This window comes from Pseudomonas vancouverensis (assembly GCF_004348895.1).
In the GTDB taxonomy this organism is placed as follows: domain Bacteria; phylum Pseudomonadota; class Gammaproteobacteria; order Pseudomonadales; family Pseudomonadaceae; genus Aquipseudomonas; species Aquipseudomonas vancouverensis.
The window spans coordinates 211,558-231,431 of record NZ_RRZK01000008.1 but is presented as its reverse complement, the minus strand read 5'-3'; the positions used below and the strand labels follow the sequence as shown (position 1 = coordinate 231,431).

Here is a 19,874-nt window from a genome sequence, read left to right as displayed (position 1 = left end):
CTTATTGTTATGTCAGAAGCTGTAGCTGTAATTGGCGGAGTAGAAGTCGCGGTCATGCAGCGGGTCGTATTCGGCGCTGTTGGTGAAGCTCACGTAGCTGAAATCGAGTTTGTGCTGCTTGTTGTAGTCAAAGGTGATGCCCACGGCGGAGGTCACACGACCCTCGTTGAACTGGCCGTCCATCGACACGCCATCCACGTCCTGGCCAACGAAGGCATAGGGCGAGGCAGTGACGCTGGAGCCGAGGAAGTTGTTGTAGTCGAGCTGCCCGCGCAGGCGATAACCCCAGGCGAAATCGGTGACATATCCGTCGTTCTTGCAGCCGGCCGGGCTGCTGTTGCGCAGGCTGGCCACCGGACTGGTACAGGTGTCGCCACCCGCCGGAATCGTCGGCGACGAGCCCAGACCGTAGATGAAGCCGCGACCGTAACGACGGTCGTCGTCGCCCTGGCCGATGTTGTTCCACTGGAAGCCGACCTCGGCCACTACCGTCAGGTTTTCCGCCTTGAGCACGTTGGGGAAGACGTTGACGCCGTTGATCTGGAACTGGGTTTTCTCATAGCGATCCCAGCCCGCGGTGAAGGCCGAACTCTGCACTTTCACTGACTGCAACAAATCGGCCGCCGGGCCGATGCCCGCCAGTGCACCGTTGAGCAAATCGGCGCCGTTGATCTGTGCCGGCTGGTTAGGCGAGTAGCTCAGTTCCGAACCGATCGACCAGCCAGCCAGGGTGGTACTGAAGCTCAGGCCGTACAGGCGGATATTTTCCGGGTATTCCCAGCTCGGCCCGACGAACTGGCCCTGGGCGTTGCGTGCCACCACCCCCGGCGTACCGGCGTTGGGAAACTCCGACAGCGCCGCCGAATCGGTGCTGCGCATGCCCAGGTAAGGGGTGCGCGAGTGATAGTTGAGGTAGTACAGGCCCAGCTCGCCATCGAGGGCTTCGACCGGGAAGCGGAACGCCACACCCCACTGACCACTGTCATGCGGGTCCTGGCCCTTGACCTCGGGCAGGTAGGCGCCGGCGGCAATCTTGGTCGGCGACGACGGACTGGTGCCGCCGAGGAAGGTGCCCAACTGGCAATCACCGAAGTCCTGGCCGACCGCACTTTCGGTCACCGACCAATAGTGGCCGCAGCCTTCGATGGCGGTGGCTTCATACTTGAGCTGGTAGAACGCCTCCATGGAAATCCCGGCCGGCAGGCCAATGTTGACGTAGCCCATCCACACCGGGATCAAGGCTTCCTTCAACTCGGTGCCTGGGCGGCGCAGGGCCGGCACGTCCAGCGGGTTGATCTGGTTGATGCCCTGGATGTAGGCGCTCTCGCCCCAGTTGATCACCTGACGGCCGAGGCGCACTTGCACCGGCGTATCATCGAGGTACCAGGTGTTGTAGGCGTAGGCATCGAGCAGGTAGACGCCACTGAATTTCTGTAGATCGGCATAACCGTCGTCGTTGAGCGGCTTCTTCTGATAGCCGTTCGAGGCGCTGCCGAAATTGACGTCTTCGTCCTTCAGCGCTTCGTCATACCAGCCCTTGACCCGCACCAGCCCACCCATGTCGCCATTGCGCAGCGACAGGTCGGTGACGAACTTGGCGATGGTCGAGACGCGGTCACCCTTGTCGTAGTTGAGGTTGCCGGCGTCTACCGAGCCGCCGGTACCACCGGACTTGCCCAATAACGCGCCGTTGGCACCGCTGTACAGCGCCTTGTCCTGCCCCTCGGCACGCCATTGCGAACCCACGGACAGGGTGGTGTTCCACTCCCCTTCCCAGCCGTTTTCCAGCTGGAATGGCATGGCCTGGACCGCACCTGCGCTGATGCAGGCAATGGCCGCGGCGAGCGGTTTCAGGAAAATACGGACACTCTTGTTTTTATAGTGCATGCAGATCTCCGCCATCGCCCTTACCTGCGGAGCCGGATTCGGCCCTTGGGTGAGCGTTCTTGTTTGTTTGAACAAGCATGCCTAGCGGCCACCCGGATTCATTTGTCCGATCACGTCAGATATTTGTCATTTGCTGACATTCGTTAGTCAAAGGCTGTTACAAACAGGCAAAAACGCCGAGGATGGCATTGCCGCGAAAACTGACATTCGAAGCGCGTAAAACGGAAGCCATGCACCGTGACTGAGCTGATAAAAACCACATCGCTGACCGGCTACCCGCAACTGGTGAGGGATCTGGGGGGTGACCCGGACGACTTGTTGGGGCAGATGAACATCGACCCGAAACTGCTCGACAACGGTTCGGCGGTCTTGCCTTACCGTGCGCTGATCAACCTGCTGGAACTGAGCGCCGAACAGTTGCAATGCATCGACTTCGGCCTGCGCCTGGCCGAACGGCAAAGCATCACCATCCTCGGCCCGCTGGCGGTGGTGGCGCAGAATGCCCGCAGTCTCGGCGAGGCGCTGACCGAGATCATTCGCTTCCTGCACATCTACAGCCCCGGCGTGCTGGTGCACCTGGACACCGAGATCGATCCGCTGCATCCGTATCTGGTCTATGAATGCCGCCTGCGCCCGGCGCCGCGCCAACGACAGATCATCGAGCTGTCCCTGGGGGTGATGTTCAAGACCCTGCAGATGCTTTACGGCCCGGGATTCCGCCCGCACTCGGTGCTGTCGCGTACCGAGTCCAGCCTGCCGCAAAGTCGCTACCAGCGTTTTTTCGGTGCCCGAACCTATTTCGGCCAGGCCCACACGGCGCTGGTGTTGCTGCCTGATTGCCTGAGCAAGCCCATCGACCAGCACAACCACCAGTTGCACGAAACCATGATGGATTACATCAGCAGCATCGGTGCGGCCAACCCGCTGGACATCGGCAGCCAGGTCGAAGACTCGATCCGCCGATTGCTACCGACGCAACGCTGCGCCCTGCCGCTGATTGCCGAACGCCTGGGCATGCGTGAGCGCTCGTTGCAACGTCGCCTGGCGGAGAACGATCGGGTATTCGAGGACATGGTCGAAGAAGCGCGCCGGGAGTTGGCCGAGCTGTATTTGAGCGAAGCGACCATGCCCATGGCACAGATCGCTGGCCTGCTCGGCTATGCCGAACAGAGCTCGTTCAACCGCGCCTGCAAGCGTTGGTACGGGGTGACCCCGCGTGCCCGACGCCTGCAACTGCGCGCCGAGCCACAAACGGCTGGCCGGCGCGCAAGCGGTTAACCCTGGTGCTGCATCACGGGTAGGTGATGATGATTTTCGCGTGCTCATCCGGCTGGGCCAGACTGTCGAACGCACCGGCCACCTCATCCAGCGAGACCTTGCCGGTAATCATCGGTGCGCCTTCAAGCTTGCCATCGGCCAGGGCATGTAGCGTGTGGGCAAACTCTTCGCCGGTATAACCGAAGGAGAAATGCACGTTCATCTCCTTGCCGATACCGATCAGCGGCTCGATGCGATCACTCTCCATGCACACCCCGACCACGATCAGCCGTGAGCGTGGCGCGGCATGCTGGATCACCTGCTGGATCAACCCCGGAACGCCCACGCATTCGAACACCACGCAGGGCTTGGGTTGCGGGCCCAGGCCGAGCAGCGCCATCGGACCGTTGATGTCGTAACCTTCGGGAGCCGCCACCTGCAACCAGGACTGGTACGGCGACTGTTCGGCGGGATTGACCACCACGTCGGCACCCATTTTCTCCGCCAGTGCACGGCGCCCGGCGGAAAAGTCCGAAGCCACTATCGGGCCGATGCCGCGGGACTTGAGGATCGCAATCACCGCCAGGCCGATCGGGCCGCAACCGATCACCACCGGCACTTCGCTGCCGTCCAATCGCGCACGGTTGACCGCGTGTGCCGCCACGGTCAGCGGCTCGGTCAGGGCGGCGATGTCTGCCGGCAGATCGCCCGGCACCGGCATCAACATCTGCTCGGCCAGAACCATCTGCTCACCGTAACCACCGGGATAGCGGTTGGAAAAACCGATGTGATGGAAGTGCTGCGGGGTGATCACGAACGGCAGCGAGCACACCCGTGTGCCGACCTTGAGCTTTTTATCGCTGCCCGGCCCATGGTCGAGGATTTCCGCGCAGTATTCGTGGCCGAACACCACGTCCTGCTGGTCATCGAAGGCAATCGGAATGTGCCCACGCTTGAAGTTGGCCAGCACATGCTCGCAGTGATGGAACATGTGCAGGTCCGAACCACAGATCCCGCAGGCCAGGGTCTTGACCAGCACCTCGCCCTGCCCCGGCTCTGGCGCAGTGATCGAATCGACCAACAATTGCTTGTCGCGCATGACAACGGCTTTCATGGCATTTCTCCGTATCAGATGGCGCCGCCGGCAACCGGCGGCGGGCAGGCATCAGCTCAACTGGCCTACTTCGCGAAGCCAGGTTTCGGAATGGCGCAGGCCCTCTTCCAGGCTGACCTTGGGCGCGTAACCCAGCAGGCGTCGCGCCTTGTCGATGGAAATGCCCCCAGTACGCGAGAACATGTACATGGTGTCCGGCGTCACTTCGTCAGAGCGTTTCAGCAGGCGATTGATGTTCCAGATCCACCGCGTCAGCAGCACCGCCAACCCCAGCGGCAGGCTGCGCGGCGCACCGCTGCGCCCAGCCCAGCGCCAGTGGTTGCTGAAGAACTCGCGGCAACTGACCGACTCGCTGGCACTGATGTGGAAGATCTGCCCGCTCGCCTGGGGCAAGCCGGCCGCCAGCATCACGCCGTCGAGCAAGTCTTCGATGTACACCGGCGTCCAGCGGCCCTTGCCGGCATTGGGCAGGATCAGCGCACCGGCCTTGGCCATCTTCAGCGGTTCGCTGAGCCAGGCCCGCGAGCCGGGGCCATAAACGTCGCCCGGGCGAACGATGGTGCAGTCGATCTCGCCAGCGGCGTGGGCCGCCAGCACCACGTGCTCACTCGCACCCTTGGCCACGCCATAACGGTAGTGATCGCCGATCACCACGTCGCTGCGCTCGTCGGCCTGTTCGGCGTACTCCCAGCCCAGTGCGGCAATCGAGGAAAACTGCACGAAGCGCCGGGCGCCACTGGCGATGGCCACGTCCAGGCAATGCCGCACACCACGCACCGACACTTCGCGGTACTGCTTCCAGGGTGCCGCCAGCGACACCACGGCCGCGGTGTTGATGAACAGCTCGCAACCCTGGGCGTGCTGTGCCCACTGCTGCGGGCGGGTCAGGTCACCGGCAACGACGTTATTGGCCGGGTCGGCACGCAGGTCCATGCCGCGCACCTCGGCACCCAGCGCGCAATAACGCCGCGCCAGGGCCTGGCCGATAAAACCGCTGGCACCGGTGATGAATACCGAACGGGGCACGTCGGGCGTCTGGCCCTGGGCGCCGACCGGCATGAGGGAATGGCTCATCGAGCACTCTCCGGAAAAGGAAGGATGTGACGGGCAGCAACGTGCCCGTCATTCATGCTCAGCCGACGGTGTAACCGGCTTGGCCCGGGCGGATGTAACGCGCCGGCTCCAGGCCGCGCTCCTTCACCAGGCGCTCGATGATTTGCATGATGTCGGTGGCGTCCATGACGTTGACGAAATTGCCGTCCTGGTCAAAGTTGATGTTCGCACCGTAGACCACCATGAAGGTGTCGGTCGGCCCGGTGTTGTCTTCCGGCACCATGAAGGTGTGGATCGAGCCACCCGGCTCGTAGAGGTAGCTGCCTGCGGTCTGCGGCTGGTCCGGGTATTCGACGTAGTGCCAGCGGCCCGACATGGTGAACAGGTGCACGGGGCCGGTGTGGTAGTGGCAAGGCAGGCGCACGCCCGGCTGGAAAATCACCCGCAATGTCCAGATGCCCAGGTTCGGGTCAAGGTACAAAGGCTGTACGTCAACGCCAGGAAAATAAGGCGCCAGCGCGTCCTCATAGATCGGCAGTTCATTGGTGTTGATCGTCAGCAGTTCTTTGTGATCGAAGATCGGCGTAGGCATCGGCATTGTTATTATCCTCATGCGGGCTATGGTCTGGACCTGTGCTGCGTCCTGTGACCATATTGCGGTTGCGCCCGCTTGAAGAATTGTCATTTGCGGTCAGGCATTTGGCATTTAACGACAGCCGAGAGGTTGGGCTGGAGGTAATTGCTCTAAACCTCCACGCACAGTCAGGCAGTCTGCAACAACCTGAATCTGCTGCTCGACGGCCTGAAACCCGACTTATTTGACATCAATGAATGGCAGTGCACCGTTGGGCAAAACAGTCGTCGGCAGCACGCCATTCCAACGCTCAGCCTTGGTCAACTCCACCAGATTCTGATTGCTGGCCAGTGCCTGCGCCCGCGCCTTGATGGCTTCGGCTTCTGCCTTGCCGCGCAATTCGGTTGCCATGGCATCGGCCCTGGCTTCGGCCAGTTTGGAGTCCGCCTCGGCCTGAGCCTGGGTCACGCGAATTTGTGCTTGCACCTGCTCGGTCGCCAGTTCCTGCTCGCGGGTCTTGACCTGCACTTCCGCCGCCATCCGCGCCTCGATAGCCCGTTCATAGGCATCGTTGAAATCAATATTTTCGACCTGCACGCTCTCAATAACAACAGGGCCATTGATTGCTGCTTTGACCGCGGCCTGGATTTCATTGACCAACTGAACGCGATTTTGCACAGCCGCTACCGCGTTGAACCGCCCGAAGACGTTTTCAACCTGCGTCGGCACCTGTCGGCTGATCATTCGGTCACGGACACCACTGAGGTCCTTGAACTGGCTATAGACCTTGGCCACATCAACAGGCGCAATGTGCCAGGACACAGACACCTTGAGCTGCGCGGACTGCTGATCCTGACTGTAAGCCTGCAGCCCTTCGTAGGCCGTGACCTGACTCTGCGTACTGATCAGATGAACTGACTCGACAAAGGGGATTTTGAACGACAAGCCTGGATCAACCACCCCAACCAGCGCGCCATTACGTAACAGTACGCCGCGCTCTGTTTCGTCGACTGTGTACCAACTTCCGGCGGCGGCGAAAAGCACGCCAATACCGATAACACCGCCAATGATCGCGAAAGCATTTGGCTTGATCATATGTATATCCCCAATGAGTTTTAGCTTTGATGCGAATAACTTTCGTGCAAGCCAGAAGCAGTTCAGCCCCCGCCCGAGACAGCACGATTCAACATGCCTCTTTCACGATCAGTAAAACGTTCCAATAGTGTCCGCCTGGAGAACGAAGGCTTTTTCCTTATAGAAAAAACGTCGTCCTCAATCTCTCTGCTCGAGCGCTTTCTTGATCTTCTTATCGGTTTTGTACTGGCTCAGGGCATACACAGACCATATGGTTGCAGGGATCCAGCCAATGAGCGTTATTTGAAGGAGCAAACAGATGGCACCGGCAATCGGTCGTCCAATCGTGAAGAAGGTCAGCCACGGCAGAAACAGGGAAATCAACAAACGCATAGGTACAACTCTCCAAAGTTATTTTTGTGGGTATTGAGTCATCCCACCGGGATTTGGCCTGTCCGTCGCCCCGCTCGACATCTCTGATATCAGGCTTTTTCAAGCTCCACTAAGGCGTACGATCTTTGCACCCTCACGCTCAATAACCTGTAGGACGTTGAGCAGTTGCATGTAGGAATCGTCCGACATTTCACGATTGACGGGGGGCTGCCGAACGCGGGCAAGTTGGCGTTCACCCAACACAAAAACGCCCCGTGAAAACCGGTTTCACGGGGCGTTGTTTTGCTGCTGACCTCAGCCGCTACCGGCTGCGCCGCAACTACCAGAGGTAGCGGTAGCCAACGTTGATGCCATACGGCTCTTCGATGTCATGCCCCTTCGAGTACTCGGCATCGAGGGAGATCTTGCTGTGTTCGCTCACCTGCAGGATGGTACCGAAGCCCACCTCGGCGCGATTGCCCGGCAAGTCTGCCTTGAGCTTGTAGCCGTTGACGTTCACATCACTGGCGCCGGCATGTTCAGTCACGTACGAGGCTTTCAGATACGGTTGGGCCTGCATGCCGTTGTCCAGGTGGATGTTGCGACCGAACAGCGCGCCGACGCGGCTTTGCAGCGAGTCGATGTCGTCCGATTTCACTTTCAGGCCATTGCTGGTGGTGTACTTGCTGCCCTGGGATTTGATCGCGGTCAGCTCCAGCTGCGGCTCGACGAACCAGCCTTTTTCCAGGTTGTAACGCTTGCCCACTTCCACGTCCATGCCCAGGCCGTGGGTGCTGTCGGAGCCCTTCACGGCTTCGCCGACGTTGGTCACGCTCTTGATGTCGTTATCGAAGTGGCTGTACTTGAGCACGCTGTCCAGGTACAGGCCGCTGTCGTCGATCCAGGTCGCATAGACACCGCCCATCTTGCTGTCGACGTCACCGGAAGAACCGGCACCGAAGTCCAGGTCCGAGTGCGCGCTGCCGACCATGGCACCGAGGTAGACCTTGCCGCCCTGTACCGGGATGGCCTTGTCCGCACCGATCTCAAGACCGGTCACGTTCTGGTCGTAACCACGGCTGGAACCGCCATCGACCTTGTAGCTCTTGCCGATGCCACGGGCCCAGACACCACCGTCATCCTTGCCCATGCGCAGGTCGCCGAGGCGTTTGACCAGGGCGTTCATTTGCGCATTCCACAGGCTCGCTGCGGCAGACTGAGCGGCCACGGCAGCGTTGGCGCCGTTGGACAGGTTGCCCGGATTCGGGTCGATCACCGGTGGGTTGCCAGGGCTGCCGGGATTACCCGGCTCGGTTGGTGTGCCTGGATCGACCGGCAGTGTTGGATCAACCACCGCGCTGTTCACCAGGTACCAGTTATCGGCACTCTTCTTCAGGTCGTAGCGGAAGGCACCGACATCCACATGCTCGCCTTGCAAGGCAAAGGCACCGTCACCGCCATGGCCGTTGACCACCATCAGTTGTTGCCCGCCAGCGCTGGGCTCGACGCCGGAGTCGGCGATCAGCAAGGTGTGGCTGCCGCTGGTCTGTCCATTGACGCGCAGCAGGTCGCCTTGCTGAGTGGACAGGTCGGTGTTCATGGCGAAGTTGCCGTTGCCCGTCAGGTCGCCATCGACGGTCAGGGTTTTGAAGTCGCCGCCTGGGGTATGTTCGAACTGCACGGTGCTGGCGCTCAGCGACAGGTTGTTTACCGAGGAGTCGCCGGTCATGTGCCAGGTGCTGCCCTGGGTCAGGCTCAGGTTGTTGATGCCGTTACCCGCGCCTTGCCATTGGCTACCGTTGTCGAGCGCCATGTCGACTTGCGTGTCGCCGGCGACAGCGACATCGCCAGTGGCCTGCGAGTGGTCATTCAGCGCAAACATGGTCTGACTACCGCCAGAGGCATCGAGCAAACCGCCGGCGCCGCTGTCGATGCGGCTATTGGTGAAGGTCATGTTGGCAGCGCCCTTTCCGGTGACCGTCAGGGCGATGCCGTCGGTATTGGCGAGGCGGCTGTTTTGCACGGCAAGTGTGTTGGTCTGGCTGGCAGCTGTGCCACGAAAGGTGACGCCATTGTTCTGGGCCACGATAGAGCCGCCATCAACGGTAACGGTGCCACCCGTTTCCAGGGCAATGCCTGCCCCCGTGCCGTGCACGGCGATATCACTGTCCTGCAGCGCCACGCTAGCCCCTGTGCCCAGGACCCTGGCACCGCTGGCATTATCACCGAACACCTCGATGGACGAGTCCTTGAGCTGCACCCCTGCCACGATAGGGTCCCCACTCGACGCCGCCCCCCCTTGGACTTGCAATCCATGCGCTGAATAACCATGCGTGGTGATCGAGGATTGGTCCATCGTGAGTGCCTGCCTGGCAGTACTGATGCCATAGAAATCGGCGCCCACAGCGCTTTGGCCATCGGTGACCACGGATGACCGCTGGACGGTCATTGTCGTATCGACGCCGGAACTGGCAGAGCCCTGCAGGCCAGTCGCACTGGCCCCTTCCGTGTGTACAGCCGAGTCTGACATATTGAGATTACCGAAGATCCCCACGGCATTGGAGCCGGTGGTATGGACCAGGCTGCCTGCGTTGACATTGCTAATGCCGCCGTAGGCTGACTGAATGCCCATGGCGCCTTGACCTGTGGTGGATACGGTGCTGTTGTTCAGCGTTCCCACGCTGTTCGTTTGAACCAGTAGTCCGAATCCTCTATCAGCGCTTGTGTCAATCCGGGAGTTGGTCAGCGTGATCTGACTGCTGCCAGACACCTGTGCACCGTTCCCGTCTTCAGACGTGATGGTGCTATTCGTCAGGTCGGCGGAGGAGCTGCCGCTGGCGGATATGCCGCCGCTAACTGTTACGTCATCACCAGTGACCGTGCTGGAGAAGCCCACACTCAAGCCAAACATGCTTCCGTCACCAAGCGTTTGCCCCGAGAGATCTTGAGTACTGCCATCCAACACGCTCAAGGCAAACGCATCCGTCGGGCTCAATAAGGCGGCGCTGGTAAAAACGCTCAATGCCACCATCACACTGACGCTGAGCTTTTTGAGTTGGGTGGGGAATTGTGCCGCCGCGACCTGATGACGACGGCGGGAGCCTGTGCGTGATTTCGATTGTTGCGACAGCATGATGTTTACCTCGGCGTAGATTCATCCATATGAGTTGACTTTTAAGTCAGCTTGTCTTGGGATGAATCTTCCTCCCCTCAGGCGTAAAAGCCTGTAGGACACCGAGCAGTGCGACGTAGGAAACGTCTGAGCGCTGGCCAAAAATGGAGAAACACGTCGAATTAATGACATGGATCAATAGAACAATACCGGCGACAGCTTTGGAGCGGACGCTCGATGCGTGGGGTCAGCAAGAGTGGGAGTGCGCCTGCCGACGCAGAACGCCGCCATAGATCAGCCGTAGGGACCACTCATTTGAACGGAAAAGTTTTTCCTACAACGGGAAGGAGTTTTCCTATTGGCCAGCCTGCAGACGACAGTGATCACCCAATAGCTGACATTGGATATGGCAATACTTTGGGGTGTTCTGTTTGAGCCTTTAGGCAACCTCTTTCAGCACGTTTGGCGCGTGAGTCAACCACTCATCCCTTGTAACTCGGACGCTTCCTACAGCTTTGCGCTGGCCTGATGGTTAACCTTTTGATGATGCTTCATCCGACTTGTACCTGCCCAGCCCCTTTAATGAAGGCTGTTGACCGATGTTTTTGTCAGGTAAGGACAAAGCAAAGTGAGGAACAGATTGTGTTTAAGGGTACTGATAATCCATCGCCAATGTATCGAGCCAACTGGCAGTTAAAAAAATGGGCAAGTACCGCCCTATGCGTCTGTGCAGCACTGTGGAGCTGTGCCTCCCCGGCGGCGCTGGCCTTGTCCAGCACGCGCATCATTTACCCGACCAACCAGCGGGATGTCGTAGTGGACGTGGAGAACGCCGTCGACACGCCGAGCCTTGTACAGAGCTGGGTTGATAACGGTGATCTGGATGCGCAACCGAATGCTCAAGATGTCGCGTTTCTGATCCTGCCGCCCCTGTTTCGACTTGAAGCCAACGGTACCAAGTCACTGCGGATTATTTACAGCGGCAAGGCATTGGCACAGGACCGTGAGTCGGTGTATTGGCTGAACCTTCTGGAAGTTCCGCAAAAGGCAACGGGTGCTGCTCCCGGCGATGAACTGAAGCTGGCATTTCGCACCAGGGTCAAAATTTTTCTCCGCCCTCCACACTTGCCCGGCATGGCGGATCAATCGGCGGCCAAGCTGCACTGGCAGCTCAGCCCTGCTGGAGCGGAATCGGGCGCAACGCTCACCATCAGCAATCCAAGCCCCTATTTCGTCTCGTTGAGTGAGGTCGACATCAAAGATGCAGGCCAAACATTCAAAAACGAACTGGCCGCGATGGTTCCGCCCAAGGGCACCCTGCAAATGCACTTCAACGCCATCAAGTCCGTCACTGCGAGTGCATTGATCCAATACCAGGCGATCAACGATATCGGCGGCATTGTCATGGGCGAAGCACCGCTGAGTCATTAGTTGTAACTGACCGACTCTGTTGCCGCACCATCATTTAATGTGGGTAAACAAGCATGCACGTTTTGCTATTAATGGACTTTGTTTCAGTAAAAATTCGTCGATTAGCCGTTTTTATCGTGGCTGTTTTCTGCCTGGGTTTGACGTCATTGGCGAATGCAACTTGCTCTTTTACCGATGGTGCCTTCTCGACAGCCACCGTCAACTTCGGAGCGATCACGGTCACCCAATCGACAGTCGGTGATGTGATCGCGACAAAAAACATGAGTTACGACTCGATCGCCACCCACTCAGCCGTCAAATGCGACCACTCAAGTACAAAAGCTGCTGTATTTTTGATGTCTGGCGCCGGCAACTCAGGCATCTACCCCACCAACATTCCGGGTATCGGTGTCCGTGTTTCAATCTGGGCCAGCGGCTCCTATTACGGCTACCCCACCTCTCCCCAGGTCGTTCCTTGGCAATGGGGCTACCAGGCAACCGCATCTGAATCGCTGGGTACCGGCCTGACGCAGGTTCGCGCAGAACTGATAGTGACCGGCCCCATTTCGGTGGGTGGCACCAATGTATTGAGCTATTTCACTGATCAATGGTTTCAGGTCCGAGACGCCAATGGCCCGGTGGTAGTGGCGAATCTTCAGGTCAATGCCACCCTGAACAACAAAACCTGCGTCGTCACCAAAAATGCCGTCAATGTGAATCTGGCCCCTGTTCAAGTGAAAGAACTCAACGCCGGAGCAACCAAATCAGCCGCTTTTTCACTGGATATCAACTGTGCGACAGGCGCAAAAGTCAGCGTCACCCTGACCGACGTGACCAATCCCGCCAATCGTTCGAACGTCCTGACCCTGACGCCGGATTCGACCGCCCAAGGGGTGGGCATGCAAATCTTCAACGGTTCGACACCCATTGCCTATGGCCCTGACTCGGCCTCGCCGAGTAATCCCAATCGCTGGTCAGTCGGCACATCGACGGGGGGTCTATTATCGGTACCGCTGACCGTTCAGTACGTGCGCACCACCGGTACGGTGGGGGCAGGTAGTGCTATTGGTGCAGCCACTTTTACCTTTTCGTATCAGTGACCGTTCAACTAGCTTGATCCTGAACTGATGATTCGCATGCTGATCATGGGCTATTGCTACGGCATTCGCTCCGAGCGGCGATTGTGCCGAATGGGTACTGAGCGAATTTCCGACGCAAACAGCAACCAGGCAATGATGCCAAACCCGGCTGCCAAGCAGCTTTTGGGATGTTTCCTACATCACTCGACCGGGTGAGCCCTTAATGTCTATGAAATACACAGCTACTTCAGACACTCAAACAAAGGAAACAGACATGTACGCACAAACAGGCTCGGCACACTCACCGCTGGCAGGAGCCCTGGGCTTTATTATTCTGGTTCTCATGTGCATACCCTCCTACAAGATTGCGAAAAAAGCAGGGTACGATGGGATTGCAGCGCTCCTGTTTTCCTTTCCGTTGATAAGTGTATTTACACATTGCCTGTTTGCGTTCATCAAATGGCCGATTGAAGAGAAACTATCAAACCTGAAAGACAAGAAGTAACTGAGTCGCGATCACTTTATAAACAGGACATCGAGATGCAATCAGAGCCGAGTTTAATTTTTTCATTAGTCACTGGATCACTCGCCATGTTCGTGGTGATTATCATGTTGATAGCACCCTTTAAAATTGCCAAGAAGGCTGGTTATGGTTTGGGAACCACAGTCCTCTTCTACATTCCTATCCTGAATATATTCGTGTACTGGATATTTGCATTCAGCGAATGGCCAATCGAAAAAGAGATAGCTCAGCTGGAGGGAGAAAACAAACCGCAGCAATGATGGTCACTCGACCCTGCGAGCCTGCTTCCAGGCTCGCCGAACACCTGGACTTCGCTATCCACGTCCCGCCACATCGACAAACCTGCGTAGCAATGCAGACAGGCATGCAAAGGCAAGAGCCCGGTCATCCCGTGATCGATTACCGAGCCTGGTCGAGCTCTTGAATCACCTGCCTGTACTCCGCCACCTGTTGCTTGACGTACTGGTCCAAGGCCTCGCCGGTCAAGGCAAAGGGCAGTAATCGCCGTTCTTTGCGCAGCTCGGCGAAAGCCGGCGAAGCCAGTTGCTTATCGAAGATGTCTTTCCACCAGGCGTAGGCTTCGTCGCTGACTTTTGGCCCCAAGTAAAAACCGCGAACCACCGGGCAGACGATGTCGTAGCCCTGCTCCCTGGCCGTCGGGATGTCTTGCAATTCCGGTATGTCCAGGCGGTTTTCCGAGAACACCGCGAGCAAACGAACCTCACCGCGCCGTACATAAGGCATTGATTCGAACACGTCGGTGCTGCTGACCTGGATGTAATCGCCGAGCAACGCCGTGGTGATTTCCCCACCACCCTCCAGGGCGATATTGCGCAAGTCCTGGATGTTGATATCCGCCGCCTTGGCAATCAGCGCGGCCTGCAACCAATCGTGGCTGCCTGCGGTACCACTGGTGCCAAAGAGGATTTGCCGGGGATTTTTCTTCAGCGCTTTGACCAGGTCATCGAGATTCCTGTAGGGGGAATCGCTTTTGACCGCAATCGCCCCGTAGCTTTTGCCCACCGCAGCCACCCAACGCACCGCGTTTTCATCGAAACGCCCAAACTTGCCCTGCGCAAGGTTCAACAATGAGCCACTGGACCAGGCGATCAGCGTGCCATCCTCCGCAGTGCGTTGTGCCGCGACCGTGTTGTAGGTGACCGCCCCCACTCCACCGGGCAGGTAGGACACTTGCATCGGCTCGTTGAACACCTTGCTCTCGGTCAACGCGGTTTTGATCAGTTGGCAAGTCAGGTCACCGCCGCCACCCGGAGCGCCGGGGACAATGCATTCCGGATGCAGAGGCTCCATCGCCAGCAGACGGGTTGATACCAGCATGCACAGGGCCGCCAGGGCAAAACGCTGCAAGGCCCGAGTGGGCACGGTGTTTTGAAGCTGCATGAACAGCATCTTCGATGACTCCAGTATTGTTCTTGTAAGTGCCGATAAACACATCGAGGTGTTTATCACGGGTGCGACCTGTCTCGGCGTCCCGGCAGAGATGCTAAGGCCAGCAGCTTTCCATAACCTTTCAGTGCAACGTCGTTGTCGTCACAATAGGCAGCGTTCTCGACAGCCAAGGAAGCCAATGTTCAGTTCACGGGTAGTAAAGGGTCAGCTACTGACGCCTCACGAGCCAGACACCCTGGTCCCTTGGTGGAGTTTCACCAAAACGGTATTGGCGGCGACAGCGTTATCGCTGGTGCGCGACGGGCTGATCGGACTGGACGAGCCACTGCCCGATCAACCATTCACATTACGCCAGCTACTACGGCATGAGGCAGGCCTGGCTGATTACGCGGAACTGGCCGAATATCACGCCGCCGTCGCCAAAGGTGAGCCCGCCTGGTCTGCCAGTGAAATGATGCAGCGTCTTGACGGCGATCGACTCCGCTACCACCCGGGAACCGCCTGGCGCTACTCGAACGTGGGCTACTGGTTCATTGGCAGGCTGATTGAACGACTGACCGATCTGCCCCTTGATGATGCCGTCAAGCAACGCGTACTGACGCCTCTGGACCTGTCGAACATTCGCTTCGCCAAGACGCGAGCAGACTTGCAAGCGCCCCACCTTGCAAGCCTGTCAAATTACGATCCCGCCTGGGTCTATCACGGCCTGTTGATCGGCCCGGTTTCGCAGGCAGCGCTGTTGCTCGACCGACTCTTCTGCGCAGATTTTCTGCCAATGGAATTGCTCGAGGACATGCAGACCACACGCACCCTCGGCGGCCCGATTCCCGGACGCCCATGGATTGCACCCGGGTATGGGCTGGGTGTGATGCGAGGGGCGATTGAGGGTGGTTTTACCGTTTGCGGACATACAGGCTGCGGGCCTGGCAGTGTGATTGCGGTTTACCGGATGTGTGATGGGGAGAGATCGGCGTGTTGTGCGGTTTTTGAGGCGGGGGTTGGTGAGGGCGTGGTTGAAGGCGAGGTCGTGGGGAAGTTGGTAGGTGCGTCAGGGGGAGTAGTTGGCCAATAGCGGACACTCACATCGAAGCGACTCAACGACCTTCAGGAACGCTCAGCGACGATAATCACAAGGCGCCCGTTTGCCGGCGGGCGCCTTGGAAAAACCTTACTGTTTTTGCTGCTTCATTTTCTCTTCAATTTGTTTGTCTACATCGGCGCGAACCTGATTGATGCTGAAGCTCGCCGGACGTTGGCTTGGCGGGTACTCGACAAACGTCTTCAAGAAGGCGGCGGCTCTTCGCGTACCGTCAATGATCAGGTAGCTATTCTTGGTCAGCCAGTCGTAGTACTGGTCGGACACGACATCGGCACGCTCGTAGGGGTCCATGCGCAAGTTGAACAGTTTGGGGACGCGCAGGCAGGTAAAGGGCTCGCTCCAGACCTTGAAGCCACCGGGGGCACGCTGCTCACAGTAGACAATCTTCCAGTCGTCGTAACGCATGCCGACCAGATCGCCGTCATCGCTGAAATAGTAGAACTCGTTACGCGCGCTCTTGTCGCTCTTGCCGGTCAGGTAATCCAGCTGGTTGTAGCCATCCAGGTGAACCTTGAAGTTCTTCCCGCCGACGTCCGTGCCTTTCAACAGGCGTTCCTTGATATCGGTGTCCCCCACTGCCGCCAGCAAGGTCGGGAACCAGTCCAGCCCGGAGAACATTTGCGTGGAAACGCTGCCTGGCTTGACCTTGCCGGGCCAACGGATCATCGCCGGTACACGGTAGGCGCCTTCCCAGTTGGAGTTTTTCTCGTTGCGGAACGGCGTGGTTGCCGCATCTGGCCAGGACCACTGGTTCGGGCCGTTGTCGGTGGTGTAGATCACGATGGTGTTGTCAGCGATCTTGAGGTCATCGACGCTTTTCAACAGCTTACCGACGTCACCGTCGTGTTCGAGCATGCCGTCGGCATAGTCGTTGCCCGGCATGCCGCTTTGGCCCTTCATCGAGTCGCGAACATGGGTGAAGGCGTGCATGCGCGTGGTATTCATCCACACGAAGAACGGTTTATCCGCCTTGACTTGTTTTTCCATGAAACCGATGGCGGCCTGGGTGGTTTCGTCATCGATGGTTTCCATGCGCTTGCGGGTCAGCGCGCCGGTGTCTTCGATCTTGCCATCGGCGAAACTGTGGATGACCCCGCGCGGCGAGGCGGCCTTGACGAATGCCGGGTTATCTTTCGGCCAGTAAGGGCGCTCGGGTTCCTCTTCGGCGTTGAGGTGGTAGAGGTTGCCGAAGAACTCGTCAAAGCCGTGGTTGGTCGGCAGGTACTCATCCTTGTCGCCCAGATGGTTCTTGCCGAATTGCCCCGTGGCATAGCCATGGGTCTTGAGCGCCTGGGCGATCGTCACATCCCTGGCCTGCAAACCGACCGGCACCCCGGGCATGCCCACTTTGGACAGCCCCGTGCGCAGCGGCGACTGCCCGGTGATGAAGGTTGAACGTCCGGCCGTGCAACTGTTCTCCGCGTAGTAATCGGTGAACTTCATGCCCTCATGGGCGATTCGATCGATGTTCGGCGTCTGGTAACCGACCACGCCGTCACCATAGGCGCTGATGTTGGTCTGGCCGATGTCGTCGCCGAAGATCACCAGAATGTTGGGTTTATCCGCCGCGGTGGCGACGCCTGATAACGTGATGAGTGAGGCCGCCACCAGGGCGAGCTTGGGTAACCACTTGCGTTTGCGAGTCATTCGACTGACTCCTTGTCGGTGGGTTTTATTGTCATCGTTGTACGCTCCACAGAGGCAAATCGAGTGCACCAGAGGCAGGCTCGGGACATGGGAAAGTAAACAAAACGCCGTGAAATAACTTGACCATTCACGAACGAGAACTTGACTATTTGCGAGTTGATTTATGGAGTGCCAGCAGGCGATGAACTGATGAACTATTTCGTCCGAAGTGGCTCGTTGTCGGGGTTTGCCGGTCTGGTCCGCGAACTGGGCCAGGAGCCGGAACGACTGATGCGCGAGGCGGGACTGAGCCAAGCGGTGCTTCACTCACCGGACCTCTACATCCCCTACGTGGCGATGGCCGAGCTTCTGCAGCTGGCCGCCTGGCGCTGCAAGGCGCCCGACTTCGGTGTACGCCTGGGCAACCGTCAGGGGCTGGAAGTGCTCGGTCCGTTGGGCTCTTGCCTTTGTCTACAGGCCACAGTGGGCGATGCCATGCAGTTGCTGCGAAAGAACATGGATTTTCATGCCCGCGGGATGCTTTGGGAGATCGACAGGCGTGGGTCGAGATTCGCTATCCAGCTGGACTTCGCGTTCGCGACAGAAGTGGATTGCGAGCAACTCAGCGCATTGACCCTGGCAGTCTTTACCCAGGGTATCGCGCAGTTGCACAACGCCACGCAGCCACCGCTCGATGCCGCTCTGCAAATGCCCAGGCCCGCCAACACTGAAGCCTATGAGCAGGCCTTGCTCTGCTCCGTACGCTACGGCCAATCGGCGAATCTGCTGAGTTATCCTGCCACGCTACTGGAGCAACCCATCGCCGTAGAACAGCGTTGGCGCAATCACCTGACACTACAATGGCGAACCGCCTGGTCACGCAGGGTTCCCATAAGCCTCGCGCAGCAGGTGGAAAGTGCAATCGATGCCTTGCTGCCCACCGGCGAGTGCAACCTGGCGATGGTTGCAAAACTGGTGGAAATGCATCCGCGCAGCCTGCAACAACGACTGCAGGCACAAGGCAGCAGTTTCGCGCAGACCCTCAAATCCGCACGCCTGCGATTGGCAAAACACCACCTCGCCAGCCCGCCCATCGACCTGACCACCCTGGCACTGAACCTGGGCTTTGCCGACCTGACGGCGTTCAGTCGCGCATTCAAGCAATGGACGGGGATGTCGCCGCGTACATGGCGACAACTTGCCAAGGCTGGCGAACCCGAACGCCTATAGAGGACAGATTTAATTAATCAGAAATAAATCTGTCCCCTTTATCGAAGCTGATTGGATTGAACCCGTTTTTATGCATGTTTTACCAGCCGTTTCTTTAAGTGATACAGGCTAGTCCCGACGGGTCGATCCTCAAGAACACCATAGGTCTCATACCCATGCCTTTCATAGAATTGTTTAGCATCAACGGTTTTTAGGAATGCAACTCCTGCACCATTCTCAGCGCCAAATGCTTCTGCTTTTTCCAATAGCATAGAACCGACTTTTCTGCCGCGATGAGACGCCTTGACCCAAAATGTATTAATTTCAAGGCCATCCCAATAATAGTTGCAGCTTATTGCACCGATGTATTCGCCTGCTTCATCATGCGCAACTACCATAAAATTCTTATCTTCCGACTCTGGCGGCAGATCCGGATACTGAATTTTAAGATATTCTGCAAACCTATTATTCAGTACTTTCTGATCCTTCTCTGATGGAGAATCCAATATATCAATCTTGATTTCCATTCTATTTCTCCGATCATTCGAGTTTGAGGTGCCGTACGGACTTCGGCATATCAATTACTTCAGTTCCCCACCCAAAGCATCGTCTGCACCCTGATGTGCGGATGACTCTCCAACGGCTCCCACTCCTCCAGATAAACAAATCCCTGCTTCAAATAGAAGTTCGACGCTCTTGCGTTATCGGGAGAGACATCAAGAAAAACGCGATCAAAGCCTTTTTCCATCGCACGAGCCTTCACCGCCTCCACAAGTTGAGTGGCCGCACTTGAACCCCGAGCTGCGGGTTCTACCCACATCCCGATCAAGTTGTAGCGATTCGCGTTGCTGACTGCGGCGCCGATCATTCCAACGGCTCTGTCGCCCTCGAAGGCCAGCCAGAATTGCGTGCCGGTTGATGCGGCTCTTGTTTGCCACTGTTCATCGCTGTAGTCAGCGGCGGTTTGGTAAGTCACGCCGAAGGCCGTGGGCGCGTCCAGGAGTGCGGCGAGTCGGATTAGTTTTAAAAGCATCCAGTCTTTTATTTGCGTCGATCGAATGTCCATGATCTTCCT

Annotated in this window: 18 protein-coding genes and 1 pseudogene; 8 read left to right on the top strand and 11 right to left on the bottom strand. The window is 58.1% G+C overall.

The genetic code is table 11. The features are described 5' to 3' along the window. Window positions 1–12: 12 nt before the first annotated feature. The gene (locus tag EIY72_RS08785) at window positions 13–1,887 is read right to left on the bottom strand and encodes a DUF1302 domain-containing protein (protein ID WP_093230446.1); all 1,875 of its coding nucleotides are present in this window, start codon (window positions 1,885–1,887) and stop codon (window positions 13–15) included. 237 nt (window positions 1,888–2,124) lie between these two features. On the opposite strand from EIY72_RS08785, the gene EIY72_RS08780 reads away from it, so the two are divergent. Further along, window positions 2,125–3,165 carry an AraC family transcriptional regulator gene (locus tag EIY72_RS08780; RefSeq protein ID WP_093218898.1) on the top strand — a complete coding sequence of 347 codons (1,041 nt, stop codon included), beginning with the start codon at window positions 2,125–2,127 and terminating at the stop codon, window positions 3,163–3,165. A 13-nt stretch (window positions 3,166–3,178) separates the two neighbouring features. On the opposite strand, the gene EIY72_RS08775 is transcribed toward EIY72_RS08780, so the two are convergent. The 6 genes from EIY72_RS08775 to EIY72_RS08750 form a co-directional block, all read right to left on the bottom strand. Beyond that, the gene (locus tag EIY72_RS08775; RefSeq protein WP_093218895.1) at window positions 3,179–4,258 is read right to left on the bottom strand and encodes a zinc-binding dehydrogenase; all 1,080 of its coding nucleotides are present in this window, start codon (window positions 4,256–4,258) and stop codon (window positions 3,179–3,181) included. 51 nt (window positions 4,259–4,309) lie between these two features. Further along, complete coding sequence (locus EIY72_RS08770) at window positions 4,310–5,332, bottom strand: NAD-dependent epimerase/dehydratase family protein (protein WP_197678828.1); 1,023 nt, start codon at window positions 5,330–5,332, stop codon at window positions 4,310–4,312. A gap of 58 nt (window positions 5,333–5,390) precedes the next feature. Continuing rightward, entirely contained in the window at window positions 5,391–5,909 is a 519-nt protein-coding gene (locus EIY72_RS08765; protein WP_093218892.1) for a 2,4'-dihydroxyacetophenone dioxygenase family protein, read from the bottom strand. Window positions 5,910–6,125: 216 nt separating this feature from the next. Further along, a complete protein-coding gene (locus tag EIY72_RS08760) occupies window positions 6,126–6,980 on the bottom strand; it encodes an SPFH domain-containing protein (RefSeq protein WP_093218890.1) in 855 nt (284 codons plus the stop codon). Between the two features lie 177 nt (window positions 6,981–7,157). After that, window positions 7,158–7,352 (bottom strand): YqaE/Pmp3 family membrane protein, encoded by a 195-nt coding sequence (locus tag EIY72_RS08755; protein ID WP_093218887.1) that lies wholly within the window; start codon window positions 7,350–7,352, stop codon window positions 7,158–7,160. Between the two features lie 319 nt (window positions 7,353–7,671). Next, window positions 7,672–9,963, bottom strand: coding sequence for an autotransporter outer membrane beta-barrel domain-containing protein (locus EIY72_RS08750; RefSeq protein ID WP_165939590.1), 2,292 nt, complete (start codon window positions 9,961–9,963; stop codon window positions 7,672–7,674). A gap of 1,122 nt (window positions 9,964–11,085) precedes the next feature. Between EIY72_RS08750 and EIY72_RS08745 the strand changes: the two genes are divergently transcribed. The 5 genes and pseudogenes from EIY72_RS08745 (at window position 11,086) to EIY72_RS08725 (ending at window position 13,715) form a co-directional block, all read left to right on the top strand. Beyond that, entirely contained in the window at window positions 11,086–11,874 is a 789-nt protein-coding gene (locus EIY72_RS08745) for a fimbrial biogenesis chaperone (RefSeq protein ID WP_170290044.1), read from the top strand. 53 nt (window positions 11,875–11,927) lie between these two features. After that, a complete protein-coding gene (locus EIY72_RS08740) occupies window positions 11,928–12,953 on the top strand; it encodes a fimbrial protein (protein ID WP_132680115.1) in 1,026 nt (341 codons plus the stop codon). Window positions 12,954–12,965: 12 nt separating this feature from the next. After that, window positions 12,966–13,148 (top strand): annotated as a pseudogene (locus EIY72_RS30205) (transposase); the annotation flags it as partial. A gap of 58 nt (window positions 13,149–13,206) precedes the next feature. Beyond that, complete coding sequence (locus tag EIY72_RS08730; RefSeq protein ID WP_093218872.1) at window positions 13,207–13,437, top strand: hypothetical protein; 231 nt, start codon at window positions 13,207–13,209, stop codon at window positions 13,435–13,437. An 86-nt stretch (window positions 13,438–13,523) separates the two neighbouring features. Beyond that, window positions 13,524–13,715 (top strand): hypothetical protein, encoded by a 192-nt coding sequence (locus EIY72_RS08725; protein ID WP_093218869.1) that lies wholly within the window; start codon window positions 13,524–13,526, stop codon window positions 13,713–13,715. 139 nt (window positions 13,716–13,854) lie between these two features. Here the strand turns inward: EIY72_RS08725 and EIY72_RS08720 are convergent, their stop codons facing one another. After that, window positions 13,855–14,856, bottom strand: coding sequence for a tripartite tricarboxylate transporter substrate binding protein (locus tag EIY72_RS08720; protein WP_093230440.1), 1,002 nt, complete (start codon window positions 14,854–14,856; stop codon window positions 13,855–13,857). 187 nt (window positions 14,857–15,043) lie between these two features. Here EIY72_RS08720 and EIY72_RS08715 point away from each other — a divergent pair, with 187 nt between their 5' ends. Next, complete coding sequence (locus EIY72_RS08715) at window positions 15,044–15,937, top strand: serine hydrolase domain-containing protein (RefSeq protein WP_093218866.1); 894 nt, start codon at window positions 15,044–15,046, stop codon at window positions 15,935–15,937. A gap of 96 nt (window positions 15,938–16,033) precedes the next feature. Here the strand turns inward: EIY72_RS08715 and EIY72_RS08710 are convergent, their stop codons facing one another. Then, entirely contained in the window at window positions 16,034–17,611 is a 1,578-nt protein-coding gene (locus EIY72_RS08710; RefSeq protein ID WP_093218863.1) for an arylsulfatase, read from the bottom strand. A gap of 189 nt (window positions 17,612–17,800) precedes the next feature. On the opposite strand from EIY72_RS08710, the gene EIY72_RS08705 reads away from it, so the two are divergent. Then, window positions 17,801–18,820, top strand: coding sequence for an AraC family transcriptional regulator (locus EIY72_RS08705; protein WP_093218860.1), 1,020 nt, complete (start codon window positions 17,801–17,803; stop codon window positions 18,818–18,820). Window positions 18,821–18,888: 68 nt separating this feature from the next. Here the strand turns inward: EIY72_RS08705 and EIY72_RS08700 are convergent, their stop codons facing one another. Beyond that, entirely contained in the window at window positions 18,889–19,326 is a 438-nt protein-coding gene (locus EIY72_RS08700) for a GNAT family N-acetyltransferase (RefSeq protein WP_093218857.1), read from the bottom strand. A 59-nt stretch (window positions 19,327–19,385) separates the two neighbouring features. Continuing rightward, the gene (locus tag EIY72_RS08695; protein WP_093218854.1) at window positions 19,386–19,865 is read right to left on the bottom strand and encodes a GNAT family N-acetyltransferase; all 480 of its coding nucleotides are present in this window, start codon (window positions 19,863–19,865) and stop codon (window positions 19,386–19,388) included. Window positions 19,866–19,874: the final 9 nt, after the last annotated feature.

Bases quoted from the DNA above. Each gene is read 5' to 3' on its own strand.
- EIY72_RS08705 (WP_093218860.1), top strand. From the start codon at position 17,801: ATGAACTATTTCGTCCGAAGTGGCTCGTTGTCGGGGTTTGCCGGTCTG.
- EIY72_RS08765 (WP_093218892.1), bottom strand. From the start codon at position 5,909: ATGCCGATGCCTACGCCGATCTTCGATCACAAAGAACTGCTGACGATC.
- EIY72_RS08785 (WP_093230446.1), bottom strand. From the start codon at position 1,887: ATGCACTATAAAAACAAGAGTGTCCGTATTTTCCTGAAACCGCTCGCC.
- EIY72_RS08730 (WP_093218872.1), top strand. From the start codon at position 13,207: ATGTACGCACAAACAGGCTCGGCACACTCACCGCTGGCAGGAGCCCTG.
- EIY72_RS08695 (WP_093218854.1), bottom strand. From the start codon at position 19,865: ATGGACATTCGATCGACGCAAATAAAAGACTGGATGCTTTTAAAACTA.
- EIY72_RS08755 (WP_093218887.1), bottom strand. From the start codon at position 7,352: ATGCGTTTGTTGATTTCCCTGTTTCTGCCGTGGCTGACCTTCTTCACG.
- EIY72_RS08720 (WP_093230440.1), bottom strand. From the start codon at position 14,856: ATGCAGCTTCAAAACACCGTGCCCACTCGGGCCTTGCAGCGTTTTGCC.
- EIY72_RS08750 (WP_165939590.1), bottom strand. From the start codon at position 9,963: ATGGGCATTCAGTCAGCCTACGGCGGCATTAGCAATGTCAACGCAGGC.
- EIY72_RS08760 (WP_093218890.1), bottom strand. From the start codon at position 6,980: ATGATCAAGCCAAATGCTTTCGCGATCATTGGCGGTGTTATCGGTATT.
- EIY72_RS08700 (WP_093218857.1), bottom strand. From the start codon at position 19,326: ATGGAAATCAAGATTGATATATTGGATTCTCCATCAGAGAAGGATCAG.
- EIY72_RS08740 (WP_132680115.1), top strand. From the start codon at position 11,928: ATGCACGTTTTGCTATTAATGGACTTTGTTTCAGTAAAAATTCGTCGA.
- EIY72_RS08715 (WP_093218866.1), top strand. From the start codon at position 15,044: ATGTTCAGTTCACGGGTAGTAAAGGGTCAGCTACTGACGCCTCACGAG.
- EIY72_RS08770 (WP_197678828.1), bottom strand. From the start codon at position 5,332: ATGAGCCATTCCCTCATGCCGGTCGGCGCCCAGGGCCAGACGCCCGAC.
- EIY72_RS08775 (WP_093218895.1), bottom strand. From the start codon at position 4,258: ATGAAAGCCGTTGTCATGCGCGACAAGCAATTGTTGGTCGATTCGATC.
- EIY72_RS08725 (WP_093218869.1), top strand. From the start codon at position 13,524: ATGTTCGTGGTGATTATCATGTTGATAGCACCCTTTAAAATTGCCAAG.
- EIY72_RS08710 (WP_093218863.1), bottom strand. From the start codon at position 17,611: ATGACTCGCAAACGCAAGTGGTTACCCAAGCTCGCCCTGGTGGCGGCC.